This is a genomic window from Shewanella sp. SM73 (assembly GCF_025653795.1).
Taxonomy (GTDB): domain Bacteria; phylum Pseudomonadota; class Gammaproteobacteria; order Enterobacterales; family Shewanellaceae; genus Shewanella; species Shewanella oncorhynchi.
In genome coordinates this window covers 1-17,298 of sequence record NZ_JAKKRY010000012.1, presented here as the reverse complement: position 1 = coordinate 17,298, position 17,298 = coordinate 1, and the positions used below count along the sequence as shown (strand labels likewise).

18 protein-coding genes, 1 tRNA gene and 1 rRNA gene are annotated in these 17,298 nt (G+C 44.6%); 9 read left to right on the top strand and 11 right to left on the bottom strand.

Annotated features, from left to right (window positions below; genetic code table 11):
* Nucleotides 1–161 precede the first annotated feature (161 nt).
* Genes L5M51_RS15865 through L5M51_RS15850 form a run of 4 tightly spaced genes read left to right on the top strand, consistent with a single transcriptional unit; the run spans nt 162 to nt 3,992 of the window.
* Entirely contained in the window at nt 162–1,208 is a 1,047-nt protein-coding gene (locus tag L5M51_RS15865; RefSeq protein ID WP_113941211.1) for an ATP-binding protein, read from the top strand.
* Complete coding sequence (locus tag L5M51_RS15860; protein ID WP_131524531.1) at nt 1,209–1,892, top strand: response regulator transcription factor; 684 nt, start codon at nt 1,209–1,211, stop codon at nt 1,890–1,892. It abuts the gene before it with no gap.
* Nucleotides 1,893–1,924: 32 nt separating this feature from the next.
* Nucleotides 1,925–2,626 (top strand): potassium channel family protein, encoded by a 702-nt coding sequence (locus L5M51_RS15855; RefSeq protein WP_105250904.1) that lies wholly within the window; start codon nt 1,925–1,927, stop codon nt 2,624–2,626.
* 1 nt (nt 2,627) lies between these two features.
* Nucleotides 2,628–3,992 carry a TrkH family potassium uptake protein gene (locus tag L5M51_RS15850; protein ID WP_263173700.1) on the top strand — a complete coding sequence of 455 codons (1,365 nt, stop codon included), beginning with the start codon at nt 2,628–2,630 and terminating at the stop codon, nt 3,990–3,992.
* 39 nt (nt 3,993–4,031) lie between these two features.
* On the opposite strand, the gene L5M51_RS22840 is transcribed toward L5M51_RS15850, so the two are convergent.
* Nucleotides 4,032–4,178, bottom strand: coding sequence for a hypothetical protein (locus L5M51_RS22840; protein WP_411569255.1), 147 nt, complete (start codon nt 4,176–4,178; stop codon nt 4,032–4,034).
* 775 nt (nt 4,179–4,953) lie between these two features.
* Between L5M51_RS22840 and L5M51_RS15845 the strand changes: the two genes are divergently transcribed.
* Nucleotides 4,954–6,012 (top strand): hypothetical protein, encoded by a 1,059-nt coding sequence (locus L5M51_RS15845; protein ID WP_263173698.1) that lies wholly within the window; start codon nt 4,954–4,956, stop codon nt 6,010–6,012.
* 26 nt (nt 6,013–6,038) lie between these two features.
* On the opposite strand, the gene L5M51_RS15840 is transcribed toward L5M51_RS15845, so the two are convergent.
* The 6 genes from L5M51_RS15840 to L5M51_RS15815 form a co-directional block, all read right to left on the bottom strand.
* Entirely contained in the window at nt 6,039–6,551 is a 513-nt protein-coding gene (locus L5M51_RS15840; RefSeq protein WP_263173696.1) for an ATP-binding protein, read from the bottom strand.
* A gap of 56 nt (nt 6,552–6,607) precedes the next feature.
* Nucleotides 6,608–7,006 (bottom strand): ASCH domain-containing protein, encoded by a 399-nt coding sequence (locus L5M51_RS15835; protein ID WP_259590927.1) that lies wholly within the window; start codon nt 7,004–7,006, stop codon nt 6,608–6,610.
* Nucleotides 7,007–7,362: 356 nt separating this feature from the next.
* Nucleotides 7,363–8,547 (bottom strand): NAD(P)/FAD-dependent oxidoreductase, encoded by a 1,185-nt coding sequence (locus L5M51_RS15830; protein WP_263149115.1) that lies wholly within the window; start codon nt 8,545–8,547, stop codon nt 7,363–7,365.
* Between the two features lie 309 nt (nt 8,548–8,856).
* Nucleotides 8,857–9,873 (bottom strand): NAD(P)H-dependent glycerol-3-phosphate dehydrogenase, encoded by a 1,017-nt coding sequence (gpsA, locus tag L5M51_RS15825; RefSeq protein WP_105250843.1) that lies wholly within the window; start codon nt 9,871–9,873, stop codon nt 8,857–8,859.
* A gap of 4 nt (nt 9,874–9,877) precedes the next feature.
* Nucleotides 9,878–10,363: a protein-export chaperone SecB gene (gene secB / locus L5M51_RS15820; RefSeq protein WP_006083777.1), complete on the bottom strand. Its 486-nt coding sequence runs from the start codon at nt 10,361–10,363 to the stop codon at nt 9,878–9,880.
* 295 nt (nt 10,364–10,658) lie between these two features.
* Nucleotides 10,659–11,093, bottom strand: coding sequence for a rhodanese-like domain-containing protein (locus L5M51_RS15815; RefSeq protein WP_105253030.1), 435 nt, complete (start codon nt 11,091–11,093; stop codon nt 10,659–10,661).
* A 267-nt stretch (nt 11,094–11,360) separates the two neighbouring features.
* On the opposite strand from L5M51_RS15815, the gene gpmM reads away from it, so the two are divergent.
* From gpmM to L5M51_RS15795, 4 genes are read left to right on the top strand one after another with little or no spacing between them, the layout of a single operon-like run.
* The gene (gpmM, locus tag L5M51_RS15810) at nt 11,361–12,905 is read left to right on the top strand and encodes a 2,3-bisphosphoglycerate-independent phosphoglycerate mutase (RefSeq protein WP_263173692.1); all 1,545 of its coding nucleotides are present in this window, start codon (nt 11,361–11,363) and stop codon (nt 12,903–12,905) included.
* Between the two features lie 10 nt (nt 12,906–12,915).
* Nucleotides 12,916–14,049, top strand: coding sequence for a murein hydrolase activator EnvC family protein (locus L5M51_RS15805; protein ID WP_113941204.1), 1,134 nt, complete (start codon nt 12,916–12,918; stop codon nt 14,047–14,049).
* Between the two features lie 32 nt (nt 14,050–14,081).
* Nucleotides 14,082–15,290 carry a S41 family peptidase gene (locus tag L5M51_RS15800; protein WP_219235774.1) on the top strand — a complete coding sequence of 403 codons (1,209 nt, stop codon included), beginning with the start codon at nt 14,082–14,084 and terminating at the stop codon, nt 15,288–15,290.
* Between the two features lie 9 nt (nt 15,291–15,299).
* Nucleotides 15,300–16,055 (top strand): divergent polysaccharide deacetylase family protein, encoded by a 756-nt coding sequence (locus tag L5M51_RS15795; RefSeq protein WP_263173690.1) that lies wholly within the window; start codon nt 15,300–15,302, stop codon nt 16,053–16,055.
* Here the strand turns inward: L5M51_RS15795 and L5M51_RS15790 are convergent.
* From L5M51_RS15790 to rrf, 4 genes are all read right to left on the bottom strand, one after another.
* The gene (locus L5M51_RS15790) at nt 16,030–16,485 is read right to left on the bottom strand and encodes an Rrf2 family transcriptional regulator (protein ID WP_105250838.1); all 456 of its coding nucleotides are present in this window, start codon (nt 16,483–16,485) and stop codon (nt 16,030–16,032) included. The two genes, L5M51_RS15795 and L5M51_RS15790, sit on opposite strands and share 26 nt — an antisense overlap.
* A gap of 22 nt (nt 16,486–16,507) precedes the next feature.
* A complete protein-coding gene (locus L5M51_RS15785) occupies nt 16,508–16,762 on the bottom strand; it encodes a YkgJ family cysteine cluster protein (RefSeq protein ID WP_173242460.1) in 255 nt (84 codons plus the stop codon).
* Between the two features lie 335 nt (nt 16,763–17,097).
* Nucleotides 17,098–17,174: transfer RNA gene (locus L5M51_RS15780), tRNA-Asp, on the bottom strand.
* Between the two features lie 36 nt (nt 17,175–17,210).
* A 5S ribosomal RNA gene (rrf, locus tag L5M51_RS15775) occupies nt 17,211–17,298 on the bottom strand; the annotation flags it as partial.

Sequence of the window (17,298 nt, the reverse complement as noted above, 5' to 3'; positions counted from 1 at the left end):
TTATCATTCACCCAAAGTGTAATGTGAACAAGCTCGACTGGCCTAAGCTAAGTGCAAGCTAAGCCACTCACAAGGTTACAAAATTTACGACATTTTTACGCGCTATCTTAAAATGCCTTTGCTAAAGTACAGGCACTTTCTTTATATGCGTCTTTCTATTCATGACTTCATCCATAGCGGCTCCCATGACACAATACTGGCGTTCGCACCCGACTTTATTTACCTTCATAGTACTAGTGACGGCCATTTTCAGCAGCGCCTTTATCGATCACTTTTCAAACTCGACTATCGCCGTACTGCTGATTTTACAATTGGCCGTAGTGGCCGTAGCCCTACAATGCAACGCCAACTTAGCCTATTTTGCGGCAGTATTTGAGGCGACCAGCTTTAATTTTCTATTTACCACACCACGTTATTCACTCCAGATGTTTAATCTTGAGGACATTCTCAATCTCAGTGTGTTTCTGCTTGTCGCCCTCACCACCAGCAAATTAGCCGAACACTATCGACGCCAGCAAGATGCTCTCGAACAAGCTCAGTTACGCAACAGTATTTTGCTGTCGGTTTCCCACGATTTACGCACCCCACTCGCCACTATCATTGGCACGCTCACCACCCTAAAGGAATACATGCCTAAGCTCAGCCCAGACCAAAAGGATGAGTTGATTGATAGCGCAGCAGCCGAAAGCCATCGCCTGCACCAATATATCGAAAACCTATTACAGGCCACTAAGTTACAACACGGCGCACTCAAATTTAGCTTGAGTGAAGACGCCATAATGAATGTATTGCACCAAGCTATTGCCCGTTTTCCAGCCACCCAGCCGCGCATTATCATCAAGAGTGACGCCGATCTACCGTCACTGATGATATGCAGCTCATTGATTGAGCAAGCTATTTTTAATGTATTGGATAATGCGCTGCGCTATTCGCCTTCTGATAAGCAAGTCATAGTAAAGGCGTATCAGCAGGGCGATGCGTTACTGTTAGATATCCAAGATGAGGGTCTTGGCATAGAACCCGCTCAAGCGCAGGCAATTTTTGAACTCTTTTATCGCCAGCATCCCTCAACCGATAGCGGCTCGGGCCTTGGGCTTGCTGTTGCTAAGGGCATCATTACCGCCCATGGTGGCCAGATCAGCGCCGAACCTGTCGCTCATGGCAGCCTTATTCGTATCGCATTGCCGATAAAAAAGGGAGAGGAATAAATGGCTTATAAGGTGCTGGTCGTCGATGACGAAGCGCAAATCCACACTTTTATGCGGATATCGTTAGAAGCGGAAGGATTCGAATATCATGGCGCGGCCTCGATTGCGTCAGCTCTAGCGCAATATCACGCGCAGCAGCCACACGTGTTAGTGCTCGATCTTGGCCTACCCGATGGTGATGGCATCAGCTTGCTGCAAACCCTACGTCAGAGTGACAAAGTGCCGGTGCTTATCTTAACCGCCCGCGATCAGGAGGAAGAAAAAATTCGTCTTTTGGAAGCAGGCGCCAATGACTATCTCAGCAAGCCATTTGGGATCAGGGAGTTAATCGCTCGCATCAAGGTTTTAGTCCGCGATTTAGTCGATGAACCGCCATTAAGTGATTTACTGCAGTTTGGCGCACTTAAGTTGCAAAAAAGTACCCACCAGCTTTGGCTCGATCAGCAAGAAATCGCCTTAACCAAAAAGGAGTTTGCCCTGATGGAGACCTTAATGTCTCACCCTGGTCAGCTCGTTAAACAAACTGAATTACTGCGGGATATTTGGGGTAAAACCCATCAAGAAGACAGTCATTATCTGCGGATCTTAGTCAGTCAGTTACGTAAAAAACTCAATGACAGCAGCGAGCAGCAGCTCATTAAGACAGAAGCGGGCCTAGGTTATCGCTTAACAAACAATAGATAAGCATTTGTTATAAAATAGAAAAGGATATTTTAATGGCACATTTTACCGTTATTGGCTTAGGGCGATTTGGTGTCGCCGCTAGCCTAGAATTGATCCACTTAGGCCACACGGTCACTGGCGTGGATAGTGACCCTAAAATGGTGGAAAAATACGTAGAAGACTTAACCGAAGCGGTTATTTGTGATTGTTCCGACGAAGCCGCACTACGTGAGCTAGACCTCGCAAACAGTGAAGCCGTTCTGGTCGCAATTGGCGAAGATATGCAATCAAGTTTGCTGTGCACCTTGGCACTGAAAAATCTGGGAGTAGAAGTCATTTGGGTCAAGGCCAGCACTAAAGCCCATCACACTATCGTCTCTAAACTCGGCGTCGCCCGCATCATACATCCAGAGGAAGAAATGGGCATACGTGTCGCCCAGTCACTCAACTATCCTATGGTGAACAATTTCCTGCCGATTGGTGATGGTCTCTATGTAGTCGAAATCCATATCAAGCCTCACCTTGATCAAACTACTGTCAGCCAACTCCTAGGCGCTGCACAGGATGATGTTAAAGATGATGCAAAAAGCAATGTGATACGCAATCCTAAAGGCAAAGTCGCCGCCATTATGGTTAAGCGGGATCTGACGGTTTTCAGCAAAATTGATAGTCAATTTATCCTGCAAACGAATGACGCCTTACTGCTCTGCGGTAGCCGTACTGAGCTCAAATACCTAGCGCCAAGGTTGGTGTAACTTGGTTCAATGGCATCCCTCCATCATGGCGATTGAGCATAAACCCAAGTCGACTAAAAAGCTGTTAGGCGCACCGCCCTTCATCCTAAGCGTGAGCTTTGCATTGTTGATCATCTTAGGCACTTGCTTACTCAAACTGCCGATAGCAACCGAATCTTCTATTACTTGGCTACAAAGTCTGTTCACAGCCACCTCGGCAGTAACAGTGACAGGGCTTGTCGTTGTCGATACTGGCACTGTTTTTACGCCCTTTGGGCAAATCGTCATAGCGCTGTTAATTCAATGCGGTGGACTTGGGCTGATGACCTTCGCCATTGTCACCTTGATCGCCATTGGCGGCAGAATTGGTTTTTTACACCAAACAGTCGCAAAAGAGGCTTTTAATCAAACAGATACATCGACTCTAGTGTCAACGGCAAAATCAGTGTTAGTGTTTTCCTTACTGGTTGAAGCCGTAGGCATGGCCATTCTTTCAGTGTACTGGAGTCAGGAACTCGGTTGGCAAACCAGCTTATTCCACGGTTTTTTCTACACCATCAGCGCTTTTAACAACGCAGGTTTTGCCCTCAGTGCCGACAGCCTAATGCCCTATGTTGCCGATCCTGTCATTAATCTCACCATCACGGGCCTGCTCATCATAGGTGGCCTTGGATTCTCGGTGTGGATAGATCTTCGTAGGAACAAACGTTGGTCAAAACTCAGTGTTTACAGCCGCATGATGATCACAGGCACTATGATTCTAAACGCCGTCGCCGTGATTGCGATTTACTTTATTGAGTACAACAACCCCAATACCTTGGCGCCCTTAAGCGAACTCGGGAAATGGTTAGCCTCATGGTTTCAAGCCGTTACACCGCGCACAGCAGGCTTTAATACACTAGCAATTGACCAACTCGAAGATGGTACAACGCTACTCATGCTGGTATTGATGTTTATTGGCGGCGGCTCATTAAGCACCGCCAGTGGTATTAAGGTGGTCACCTTTATGGTGCTCATCTTGGCAACTTATGGCTATTTACGCCGCGATGAAGCCATTTATGTATTTAAGCGCGAGATCCCCAAAGATACCGTCAGTAAAGCCTTGGCGCTAACCATGATCTCCATTGGCGTCACTTGGCTAGCCATCTTCGTACTGGTATTAAGTGAAAACGCACCGTTAATTGATATCGTCTTTGAGGCAGTGTCAGCATTGGGCACAGTCGGTTTGTCCCGAGGTTTAACAGGCAACTTAACTACTCTAGGTCAAGCCATCATCATTTTTATAATGTTCATGGGTCGCCTAGGCCCACTTGTACTCGCCTACTTCCTCGCCAGCCCAAGGACCAAGAAACTGCGCTATGCAGAAACCAAATTAGCAATTGGTTAGACGGCAGGCACTGCAAAAAACACCATAGTTACAATCAGTTTAGCTGTGGGCAATCAGCAACAGCCACAAGGGGACGTTAATGTAATAATTAGCGCGCCCCACTTTTTGTTTAGTTAAAAATCCGCACTCGACCAGTTGCTCTAAATATTTAGTGGCGCCAGTAGTAAGTAAAACAAACGAGTTTATATAGATAAATTTCGCTCTTTTTTATACTTAAGAGATTCAATATGTATAATTTTCCACAAAAAATATACATGACGGAGAAAACACGTATCGTTTTTCAAGTTTTCTATACATGACATCTATATAGTTCAACTCATTGATAAGTTTGTTAACCACAGACTCATTCTTAAAAATCAGCCGCTTTGCGCAATGTTATGGCCATTGAATCGCCGTACCTTCTTAATTTAGCTCGCCTACTTCCTCGCAAATCCAAGGGTGAAAAAACTGCGCTACGCAAAAGCCAAACTGGCGATTGGTTGAGTGGATTTAGCGAGATAAATGCCCCTTTTACCGACATCATAGGAAGTGGTAAATGAACGATAAATGTAAAATGCTATGGTGCTCTAAGCGATTAATTTATCGTAACGATTTCAAGTCTGTGTGAAAAGAATATTTCTGATAAAAGCACTACTACTCAGTAATTTAACTCTAGTTTATATTTAGAAAAGATTAGTAATTCATTCCTATTTGTATTTCATTTTATGTAGTCCCTTGTATGTTTAGCTATAGCAGTTATTCAGTAAGATAATTTTAATAATTTTTCATTCGATTAAAATGTTGTTAGGCTATTCAAAAAAATAGCAATTCTTGTTAATGTTGTGCTTTATTTAGTCGCGACACCATTTCAGAAAATTTGCTGTAATTCTTTGACATTGAGCCAATGACCGAATGAAAAAATTGCAAAATACATTATTTTATCTATAACGACATCGTGAAACATATGGATTAGGAGCATGAAATGGAAAATTTAAGGACCCTAAAATTCGCGGACATAAATTTAGAAGACCCTTTTTTTGATTCGCTTAAGGCAGATTATAAAGAGTTTTCAGATTGGTTTGAGAGAAAAGCTGATAACAACGCCTTAGTTCTTTATAACGATATTGGTACTATTGAAGGTTTTTTATACTTCAAATTAGAAAATGGTCCTGGCAATGATACTACTCCATTGTTACCAAATACGAACCATATGAAAGTAGGAACGTTTAAGTTCAACCCACAGCAGACTCGTAGAGGCGATCGTTATTTAAAAAAGATCTTCGACTACGCATTAGCTAGTAATCCTCTTGTAGATGATATTTATGTGACTGTCTTCGGGGGAAAACATCAGTACCTAGTCTCATTGTTTGAGAAATATGGATTTACGAAATACGGTGAAAAACAGACAGCAAATGGTGTTGAAGATGTATTGCTTCGAAAACTGAGTGTAAGGGTTAATGATGTTGATAAAGATTACCCCTTCGTAAACACGACAGGAAAAAATAAATATTTACTTAGTGTCTATCCTGATTTTCATACCAAACTCTTTCCTGATTCTAAGCTACACAACGAATCTGATAATATTGTGAAGGATATCTCACATTCAAACAGTATACACAAAATTTATATATGCAAAATGGAGGGTGTTTTAGAATTTAAGCGCGGTGACATAGTAGTTATTTATCGAACTAGTGATCATATGGGTCCCGCCGAGCATAGAAGTGTTGCGACATCACTCTGCGTTGTTGAAGACGTACATACTATTGATAAATATAAAACTGCAGACGAATTCGTTAGAGAATGCATCAAATTCAGTGTATTCACAGAAAAAGAGTTACGGGACATTTACCAAAAGCGTCAGTACCGATTCGTGATTAATTTTACATATAACGCTGCATTGCCAAAGCGTCCTAACAGAAAACAATTAGCGGATGTTGCAGGTTTAGATCGCAACAACTATTGGGGAGTGTTGAAACTCACTGACAAGCAATTTGATACTATCATCGACCAATCTGAACTAGATAAAAAAATACTTTTCTAAATAAAAGCACCACTTTCGTGGTGCTTTCATTTTATAAGCCACTCGATTAGTTTATTTGTATCACTACCAGACACAAAATTATTTAGTGGTATATGTCTAGTATTTGCGAAAAATGTTGCTCGGCTAAATTCTGCAGATTGAAGCGACTTCAATACTTCAACACATAGAGCTTTTCCGTCTCTAGCAACTAACCTTTGTTGTACAATATCCTCGTCACAACTTAGATTGACTATTTTATCTGGATTAATAGCATCAAAAGTCTCATAATCTAATTCAATTATCTGATCTTCTTTCCCGACAAGACAAAAGTGTCCATCGAGTAAAATAATATCTTCCTGAATATTTTTTAAACCGGCTAACAGAGCCAACTGATTTTTCTCTGCACTGCTGACTGCTTTACCTATTTCAACATACTCAGAATTTTGCTTAATCAAGTCGCTACATGAATAGATTGGATAACCAAGCTTCTCTTCTAAGGTACGACACAATGTTCCCTTACCAACGCCATGAATACCCGAAAAAAATATTATTTTAGTCATAGGTAGCTCTACATTATTTAACATAAAAAAATAAGCTAAATACTGGCTTATAGATCTTAGTTAAAACAAAGATTTGATGAAAAATCGAGATATTTAAAAGACTGAGGCGCTTTAAAACTACGATCTTTCTTATATGGATCAATTGGCTCATGGTATTTTTTCAGCTCAGTGATCTCAATTGCATATGCGACCTCTCGATTAGTAAAGTACTCATCAAAAAACTGCTTGTTAATTCCTGAAGCTTGTTTCGTTTGCTCCCAAAGTTCTTCTGGGCATTTGGCCCAAATTCTACCGATTTTGAACTCACCAACAATCTTGCCTTCTGGCATAGTTGAGTAAATAACGACCGATTTGACCTCTGGGCGCTTAAAAACAGCTTTTCGGTATTCAAACAACTTTTCACCAGAAAAGATTTTTTCTACAAACTCAGGTTTAATGGAAAGTAATGCCTTCATTTTTATACTCTAAACTTTGCTTTCTGAGCCCAAATCTTAAACGCATATGTAGATAAGTTCACTAAGAAATATCACCTTATATAAAATCGAGGCATGAAAACATTGTTCATTAAAATTCTAAAAAACGTACAGAACGGTACATGTAACAAACAATATGCTTGCTAATCAGTTCACTGCAAAGAACTTTACCGATCACGTAAGCGTAAATAACTCCAATCAGCTGATACAGTTCTAGATCAAACAATTTTAGGTATCGTAGTCGTTAAACCATTTATTGATAATACTCTGCAAAGAAAATACGTTACATTTAAGAATTACCAGCTCGATGGCAAATTGCCTTTTACTTAAATAACAAACTAAACCGCTTGTCCTGCAGCCACGCCAGATGCCCAGGCCCATTGAAAATTAAACCCGCCTAACCAACCACTTACGTCCATGACTTCGCCGATAAAGTAGAGTCCTGCGACTTTGCTGGCTTCCATGGTTTTGGATGACAACTCATTACTATCAATACCACCTAAGGTCACTTCTGCGGTGCGGTAGCCTTCGGTGCCGTTCATCAATACTGTCCAGTGGTGTATATCATCCACCAGTTTTGCGCGCTCGGCGTGCACTAGCTGATTTAACGCTTTATTCAACAGGGCTTCATCGAATAACACTTCCACCAGCCGTTTAGGCAACCATTGGCTGAGGGTGTTGCGCAGGCTTTGTTTTGGATGTGCGGCGAGCTGTTGTTCTAGCAATTGCGCCAAATCCATATTCGGCAAGAGATCAATTTCTATGGTTTCGCCCGCTTTCCAATAGTTGGAAATCTGCAAAATGGCGGGGCCAGATAAGCCACGGTGAGTGAATAGCAGCGCTTCGCTAAATGCAGTGCCATCTTTGGCAGTAATGCGGCTCGGCACTGCGATTCCCGACAAGGGCTCGAAACGAATTTTATCTTCACTATGCCAGGTAAACGGCACCAGACCCGCGTGAGTTGGCAATACTTTGAGGCCAAACTGCTCGGCCAGTTGATAACCGTAAGGCGTGGCGCCCAGCTTTGGCATGGATAAGCCACCCGTGGCGATAACCAGTGAGTCGCAGCTCAGTTCGCCGTTAGAGGTGTTGAGCTCAAAGCGCCCTGTCTCGGTCTTTTTAACGGCCAGAATATCGGTGCGCAGCTTAATCGTCACGCCCGCCCATTCACACTCAGTCAATAGCATAGTGACTATCTCTTTAGCCGAGTCATTGCAGAACAATTGGCCGTGATCACGTTCGTGGTATTCAATGCCGTGACGCTCGACCAATTCAATAAACTGCTGCGACGGATAACGCGCGAGTGCCGACTTAACAAAGTGGGGATTGCCACAGAGGAAGTTAGCGGGCTCGACCTTAAGGTTGGTGAAGTTACAACGCCCGCCGCCGCTGATGAGGATTTTACGCCCGGCTTGCTTGGCATTGTCGAGTACGAGTACATCACGGCCTCGGTAACCTGCGGTCGCTGCACACATTAATCCCGCGGCGCCGGCTCCGATAATAATGACATCATGATGTTTCACGCTCTTACTCCACACAGATAATTGATTGATATTGGCTGCTAACGGGCAGTTTGCTGACTCGCTAACCTTTAGCCAGCAAGTCATGCAACAGCTAAACGGAGCAAAGATTAGCTCAAACGTTAGGCACAAATCCCCTCTTTCACCATCTGACCTCCAGGGATGGAGGAAATGCCCGTCTGATGTCGGGAACATCAAGGGCCCTGATGACCGGGGATACATCTTGCACACCAGAAGTCCGGACACAAAAAAGGGCGCTATTTTAGCACCCTTTCTTTTATTCGGCATTACAGCATCATCACGGCTCGCGGTTTATTGCGTAGGCGTTTCTGATTTCTTTTCTCTGCTGAGCAGCTCTTTAGCAGCATCGACCGGCGCTTTGCCTTGATACAAGACTTGGTAAATCTGCTCAGTGATCGGCATTTCAACCCCGAGGCGTTTCGCAAGCGTAAACACTTCTTTGGTATTGCGATAACCTTCAACCACTTGGCCAATTTCAGCCTGTGCTGTCATCACATCACAGCCTTTACCTAAGGCTAAACCGAAACGACGGTTACGGGATTGGTTGTCGGTACAGGTCAACACTAAGTCGCCTAACCCCGCCATTCCCATAAAGGTCGCCGCATTGGCACCTAAGGCTTCGCCTAAACGCGTCAATTCGACTAAACCACGGGTAATCAAGGCTGTTCTGGCATTGGCACCAAAGCCGATACCGTCGGACATGCCCGCGCCAATCGCGATCACGTTCTTTACCGCGCCGCCAAGTTGCAGTCCGGTAAAATCGTCGTTGGCGTAAACCCGCAAACGTTTAGGGCTGTGTAACAGCTCAACGAGATCGTTAGTGAACGTAGGACAAGTGCCCGCGACCGAAATGGCCGTAGGTAAACCCATGGCTAATTCTTTCGCAAAGGTCGGCCCAGATAACACCGCCAGCGGATATTGCTCACCTAACACATCACGGGCCACATCTTGCAGCAAACGTCCGGTTTCAGGTTCGAGCCCTTTCGTTGCCCATACGATGCGCGCATCGCTACGGAGTAACGGTTTAGCTTGCTCAAGCACAGTTCCAAACACATGGCTTGGCACGACCACTAACACATTGTTACTGGCAGCTAAGGCTTTGGCTAAATCGGCTTCGATCTGTAAACAATCAGGAAACGCAATACCAGGCAAAAAAGCTTGGTTGCACTTGTCTTGAGCGAGCGTTTGCATGTGGACAGGATCGTGTCCCCATAACAAGGTCTTATGACCGTTGCTGGCTAAAGAAATGGCAAGGGCGGAGCCATAAGAGCCCGCCCCTAATACCGTGATATCGGCAGAGTTTTTCATGTAATTAAGCGTTAGCTTCTTCGGCAGCTGGTGCAGTCGCAGCAGCTTGACGTTGTTGCACGTATTGGGCAAACAGCGCGTCGAAGTTAACAGGTGCTAAGTTCAGTTGTGGGAAAGTACCACGACCGACTAAGCTGCCCACGGTTTCGCGAGCATATGGGAATAGGATGTTAGGGCAGTATGCACCTAATGAATGGGCCAATTGTGGCTCAGTCAAACCAGTGATAGAGAAGATACCGGCTTGTTGTACTTCACATAAGAAAGCGGTATCGCCACCGTTTTGTGCAGTCACAGTTAAAGACAGGACAACTTCATACACATCATCAGCTAATTTAGCGCTGCGCGTGTCTAAATCTAACTTAACTTCTGGGTTCCATTCTTTTTGGAATACCGCTGGGCTGTTAGGCGTTTCGAAAGACACATCTTTAGTGTAAACACGTTGGATGTTGAATTGTGGGGCTTGTTGTTCGTTGTTTGCTACTTCAGCCATAATTTCCTACCTATCCTATCAATGTTGTATCGGCTTTTCGTTGAAAGCCAATTATTATTTGAAAGCCAATTACTATATGAACGTAAATTGGCTCGGGGCTTATGTTACTCAAGGCCTATATCAGATCTCGGTATCATCCCAACTTGTACCCATATTCGGGTATCGATCGAACCAGTCTAAAAACTTACATTAAGCCCTTAGCGACCGTAGGATCAGTATGCCAAACAATGATGACTTTATTACTGCACTATCCTGTGGATTGAGTGCAGCTTAAATCATAACTGCCGCCGACAACTTATCTTTTGCTTTTTGAAACAGGCATATTTGCTGCCTGCCATTCACCCATACCACCTTTCAAGTTGTACAGGTTTTCAAAACCTTGCTTACTCAAAAGCTGAGCGGCTTGAGACGAGGTCATGCCAGCATTGCATACCAATATAATGGGACTGGCTTTATACTTTTCAAGGGCTGATATCTGATTATTTTTAATATCGGCGAGCGTAACGTTAAGTGCATCAACAATATGGCCCTTGCGGAACTCGTCATTCGAGCGCACATCAACCACTTTAGCATCCTGTCTATTCACCATAATCGTTAATTCTTGATGAGAAATACTTTTGATTTTTGACATGCTCGATTTGATGATACTCGCGACAAGCACAACAAATAATCCCACCCAAGCCAGACTGAGCATTGAGTGAGCTTTAAAAAATTCGATATATTCTTGCATGATGATTGCCCGCATAAATGGCGAAAATTCGATAAGGGCACAGAGTATACCGATTGCCTTGGCAGATTGCAGCAGTTTAGTCACAGTTCGAGATCGCACTTTTAGCGCAATTGCCTAGGTGCTTGTTACAAGCCAGCCACAGAATCGGACGAATTAGTGATTCGATGACCTTAATCGGGGTAAAGCGCTTTTTCATACCCCGCTAACGTAGTAATATTTGACCAATTTCAGATTTCTATCGCTTCTATAAAACTTAAAGGTATCACTATGACGACAGCTAAACGTCCGCTCGCGTTGTTGATCCTCGATGGCTGGGGCTACCGTGAAAACACGCATAACAATGCGATTTTCCACGCCAATACTCCGGTACTCGACCGTCTCAACGCTCAATATCCCCATAGTTTGATTTCAGGTTCAGGCTTAGATGTAGGCTTACCTGATGGCCAGATGGGAAATTCTGAAGTTGGCCACATTAACTTAGGCTCTGGCCGTGTGGTTTATCAAGAACTCACTCGCATCAGTAAAGCCATTGCAGATCATGAGTTTGAACAAAATCCAGCCCTGTGCGATGCGGTTGACTCGGCCATTAAAGCCGACGGCGCAGTGCACATTATGGGTCTGCTTTCTGCCGGTGGTGTTCACAGCCATGAAGAGCATATCGAAGCTATGTGCCGTATGGCCATTGCCCGTGGCGCAACTAAGGTTTATCTGCACGCTTTCCTCGACGGCCGCGATACACCACCGCGTAGCGCTAAGAGCAGCTTGAGCCATTTTGATGATCTGTTTACTACATTAGGTCATGGCCGTATCGCCTCGATGATTGGTCGTTACTTTGCAATGGACAGGGATAATCGTTGGGATCGCGTCTCGCAAGCCTACGATTTAATTACCCAAGGCAAGTCAAAATTCCAATACGACAATGCGGTTACTGCATTGGAAGCGGCTTACGAGCGTAACGAGAATGACGAGTTCGTCTCTTCATCGGCAATTACAGATGCAGACGGCCAAGTTGCGACCTTGCAAGATGGCGATGCACTGATATTTATGAACTTCCGTGCTGACCGTGCCCGTCAAATCACCCGTAGCTTTATTCACCCAGACTTCGATGGTTTCGAACGCGCTGTTATGCCGAAAATGCACTTCGTCACTTTGACTGAGTATGCTGGCGACATCACAGCACCTATCGCTTATCCATCTGAAAACTTAGTGAATACCTTAGGTGAAGTGCTGCAGAAACAAGGTCGTACTCAGCTGCGTATCTCTGAAACTGAGAAATACGCCCATGTGACTTTCTTCTTTAACGGCGGTAAAGAAGAGCCATTCGAGGGAGAAGATCGCATCCTAATCAACTCGCCTAAAGTGGCAACTTACGATCTACAGCCTGAGATGAGTTCAGCTGAGCTGACTGACAAGTTAGTCGCAGCAATTGAATCAACCAAGTACGACGTGATCATCTGTAACTACCCCAATGGTGACATGGTTGGCCACACAGGTAATTTCGATGCCGCCGTTAAAGCTTGTGAAGCTGTCGACGCTTGTATCGGCCGTGTGGTTGATGCGCTGGCGAAAGTGAGCGGAGAATGTATTATTACCGCCGACCACGGCAATGCCGAGCAAATGACCGACGAAACCACAGGTCAGGCTCACACGGCCCACACCAGTGAACTCGTGCCTTTCGTCTTTGTTGGACGCGATGCGACCATAGATGAAGGTGGTAAACTCAGCGATGTTGCACCTACCATCTTGACCTTGATCGGCGAAGCCATTCCAGCTGAGATGACGGGCAAACCCTTAATCCACATAAAAGAGTAACCGTTACCTAGTGAGCACTCGACTCCTTGTTAAAGCCAGCATTATTGCTGGCTTTATGATGTTATCTTTCTCGGCACACGCTTCTGATTTGGAGAAGCGTAAGTCCGAGTTAAAATCAATCCAAACGCAAATAAATCAACAACAAAGCGCATTAAAAACCACCAGTAAACAAAGAGAAAAACTGCTGTCATTGCTGCGTAGCGATGAAGAAGCGATTGCGTCAGCTGCCAAAAAAGTCAACAGCACCAAAAATAGCTTAGCGCAAATCGACACTAAACTTGCCGAGCTAAAACAACGTCAAGATGAGTTAGAAACGCTTAAAGTGACTCAACAACAAACACTGTCGAAACAGCTGTCGAGCGCCTATCTTGCCGGTAATCACGATTACACTAAGATGATGCTTAATCAGCAAAGTCCCGCCACTATCGAGCGTATGTTGGCTTATTACCAATACCTCAATAAAGCGCGGATGAAGTCAATCAACGAATTAAAGCAAACCTTGACCGAGCTAGATGAGATCAAGGTGTCGCAAACGAGTAAGCAAAAGCAATTAACCAAACTCGTCGCCGAACAACAAGTACAAGCTAAACGTTTGAGCCAAGAGCAAGATCAGCGTCAACTGACCATCAAAGAGCTGCAACGAACCTTAAATTCTAAGGGTGCAGAGCTTGAGCAGTTGCAAATTGAAGAGGCCAGCTTAAAGCGCGTCGTTGAACAAGCGCTGCGGGCCATGAAAGATAATCCCTCGATGGAAGGCTTTGGTAAACAAAGTGGCAAACTTAAATGGCCGACAAAAGGTCGTGTGAGTGCTAGCTTTGGTAGCCAACGCTCCGGTCAAGTAGTGTGGAAAGGCACTATGTTGTCTGCACCAGAAGGGCAAAATATTCGAGCCGTTTCAGGTGGTAAAGTCATTTATGCCGACTGGTTACGCGGTTTTGGTCTTGTTATGGTCATCGATCACGGGAAAGGTTATATGAGTCTTTACGGTCACGCTCAAACCCTACTAAAAAGCCCTGGTGAGATGGTAAAAAGCGGTGAAGCGATTGCTTTAGTCGGACGTTCAGGTGGACAGAGCGAGCCTGGCCTATACTTTGAAATAAGGCATAAAGGGCAAGCCGTCGATCCAGCGAAATACTGTCGCTAATCATAACGGTCCCCTTATCACAGGGGACCGTTATGAAATACATGATCCGCTATATCAGTTGCGTTGGATTAGGTCTCACTTTAGGCCTATCCATCAGCCTCTCCAGCCAAGAGAACGCGAAATCCTACCGCGACAACTTTGACTATCCATTACTACAAGATGTACTTGAAACGGTTGAAACTTACTATATCAAAACCGTTCCCAAAGAAGAGCTAGTGCAGGCCGCCATCAAAGGCATTTTTGAACATCTCGACCCCTATTCCAGCTTCTTGAATCATCAAGAATTACTCGATCTTAAAGATTCTAATCGCGGCGAGTATTTTGGTTTCGGTTTCGAAGTCGCGGCCCAAAAAGACCACATCAGCATCATAGCCCCCTTTGCCCATTCTCCCGCAGAGCAAGCGGGAATACGTGCGGGCGATATTATTATTAAACTTAACAACACCCTGGCGACTGAAACGAATCTAGCCGATATCCTTACTGAAATAAAAAGACATAGTCTCAATAATCAGAGTATTAACTTAGAGCTAAAACACAGTAATGACGATGCCACCTTTAAAGTGTCACTCAAGCCAAGCAATATCACTATAGAGTCGGTCAGCACTCAACTGCTTGATGGCAATATTGGCTATGTCAGATTAAGCAACTTCCAAGAAAACTCTACCGAAGATATGGTGCGCTCGCTCAGCCAATGGCAAAACAAACCACTCACAGGACTTATCTTAGATCTACGTAATAATCCCGGCGGCCTACTCGACCAAGCGGTTAAAATTGCGGATCTATTTCTCGCTAAAGGACGCATAGTCTCAACCTCTGGCCGCTTCTTCGACGCCAACTCTGACTACTATGCCTCACCGCAAACCATGCTGACTAACGTGCCTATGCTAGTGTTAATCAACAAAGGCTCGGCCTCTGCATCCGAAGTTCTCGCCGCCGCATTACAAGAAAATGGTCGTGCTAAACTCTTAGGTGAGACCAGTTTTGGCAAAGGTACAGTACAAAGCCTGATCCCCATCTTAGAAGATGGTAACGCGATTAAACTCACAATTGCCCAGTACAATACTCCTAGAGGTGAAAACATTCACAACATTGGGATCATCCCCGACATAAAAATTGCCGCCGAAACTGGTTCCGGCGTTGGTAATTTAGCTATAATCGACGCCCTATCAGCCCATGCATCACTGGCCCAAGATCATCAAGTGACCTCTGCCATTGCATGGATACAGCACCATGACGAATAAGAAGAAATTGTGCGCTTACTTTATTCCTTGGCCCTATTGGCCCTAAGCATTTCTCAAAGTCATGCTGCTCAGATTGCCCTCATTATTGATGACATAGGTTATCGTCATACAGATAAAGCCGTGCTGGCACTGCCCAGCACAGTAACACTCTCCGTATTACCTCATACCCCACTTGGCAAAGAACTCGCTAACGCAGGACACCAAAAAGGCCACGAAATTATGCTACATCTTCCCATGCAGGCGCTTAATGGTAAGACGTTAGGACTGGGGGGGTTAACCAATACGATGACTGAGGCACAAATTCGCACCAGTGTTATTGATGCGATTAACAGCGTTCCGTTTGCTAAAGGTGCCAATAACCACATGGGGAGTCTATTAACTCAACTGGACGATCCCATGCTCTGGGTCATGGAAACACTCAAAAAAAAGCAGCTGTATTTTGTCGATAGTATGACAACACGATTCACTAAGGCTGGGGATAACGCAGATAAGCTAGGCATTCCTTTACTAAAACGCCAACTGTTTCTAGACAATGATACTAGTGCCAATGCACTCGAGAGACAATTTAACTTAATGATAAGTCAGGCACATACCCAAGGTAGCTTGGTGGCGATTGCCCATCCTTATCCGGAAACTATGCGCTTCTTGGAGGCTAACCTACACAGACTTAAAACCGAGGGGATTGATCTGGTGCCAGCATCGAGTTTGCTCCCCATCGGTATTGCACTTAAAAGTGGTACTAATCCAGTTGCAGTACTGAAATAGAAAAGTCTGGCAGCAAGGCAACTAACTCATCACGGTTACTCACAATATCCAGCAAAGTATATTGATCAAGCACATTCAAATAAGCTTCAACAGCTTGGGCTAACACGCCTTTAAGCTTACAGGCTGGTGTAAATCGGCAGTAAGGTTTGCTGCAATCAATCGGTGCGAGTGAATTTTCTAACACTCGAACTAACTGGCCTAGGTTAATCTCACTCGCAGGCTTACCCAAACGGAAACCGCCCATCTTACCGCGGATGGTTTCAAGGTAACCCATCTTGCCTAAATGATGCACTATCTTAGAAACATGATTTGGTGACAGATCAAACACCTGCGTAATTTCAGCAATCCTAAATAAAGTTGTTCTATCTGGCTGAACCGCTAAATACATCAGGGTACGAACGCCAAAATCGGTATAACGAGTTAACTGCATATTTCACCTGTCAGCGATAAACTTAATGAGAGGTCTGAGATTCGAGTTGGGTAATCAACCAAAGCGCCTCTTCGTTCGAATGACCACAAACATCTTCAGATGCATCGAAATCACTACAAACAGCAGGACGATCAGGCGAGCCGAAAATCAAACATAAATTGGCATCGCTCAATTGCACACAACGCTCACCCGCCGCCTTACCCTTTGGCATACCCGGAATACTGCTGCTTATTGAAGGCGCAATACAACAAGCACCACACCCAAGACGACAATTCATTTTCGTTACTCATGAAAGACATAAAGCATTATACCGTTTAATTTGTCCGAGATCAGTGTCACAGGTCAATACTGCCAAGTCGCGCACAGGAGGTTTTCAGAACGTGAAAGAAACACTATCGATAAAGTGGAATAAAGATTGGCAAAAAAGTAGGTTTTGATTTTTAACATTGAAGCGAAAGCTTCATATTCTGGTAAGGATTTCGTCTACATGATGGCCGAGTATGACGATAACCACATGCTTCGAGCCCGAAGCGTTAGTGTCACTGACACGAATTATCCGCGACACCATAACGAAAAAAGCCTCATCTTTCGATGAGGCTTATCTCTTAATGTTGGCGGAGCGGACGGGACTCGAACCCGCGACCCCCGGCGTGACAGGCCGGTATTCTAACCAACTGAACTACCGCTCCTTTAGGTTAACGTCTACACGTTAACCTAAATTAGGCGCTTGGCGATGACCTACTCTCACATGGGGAGACCCCACACTACCATCGGCGCGTTTGCGTTTCACTTCTGAGTTCGGGATGGGATCAG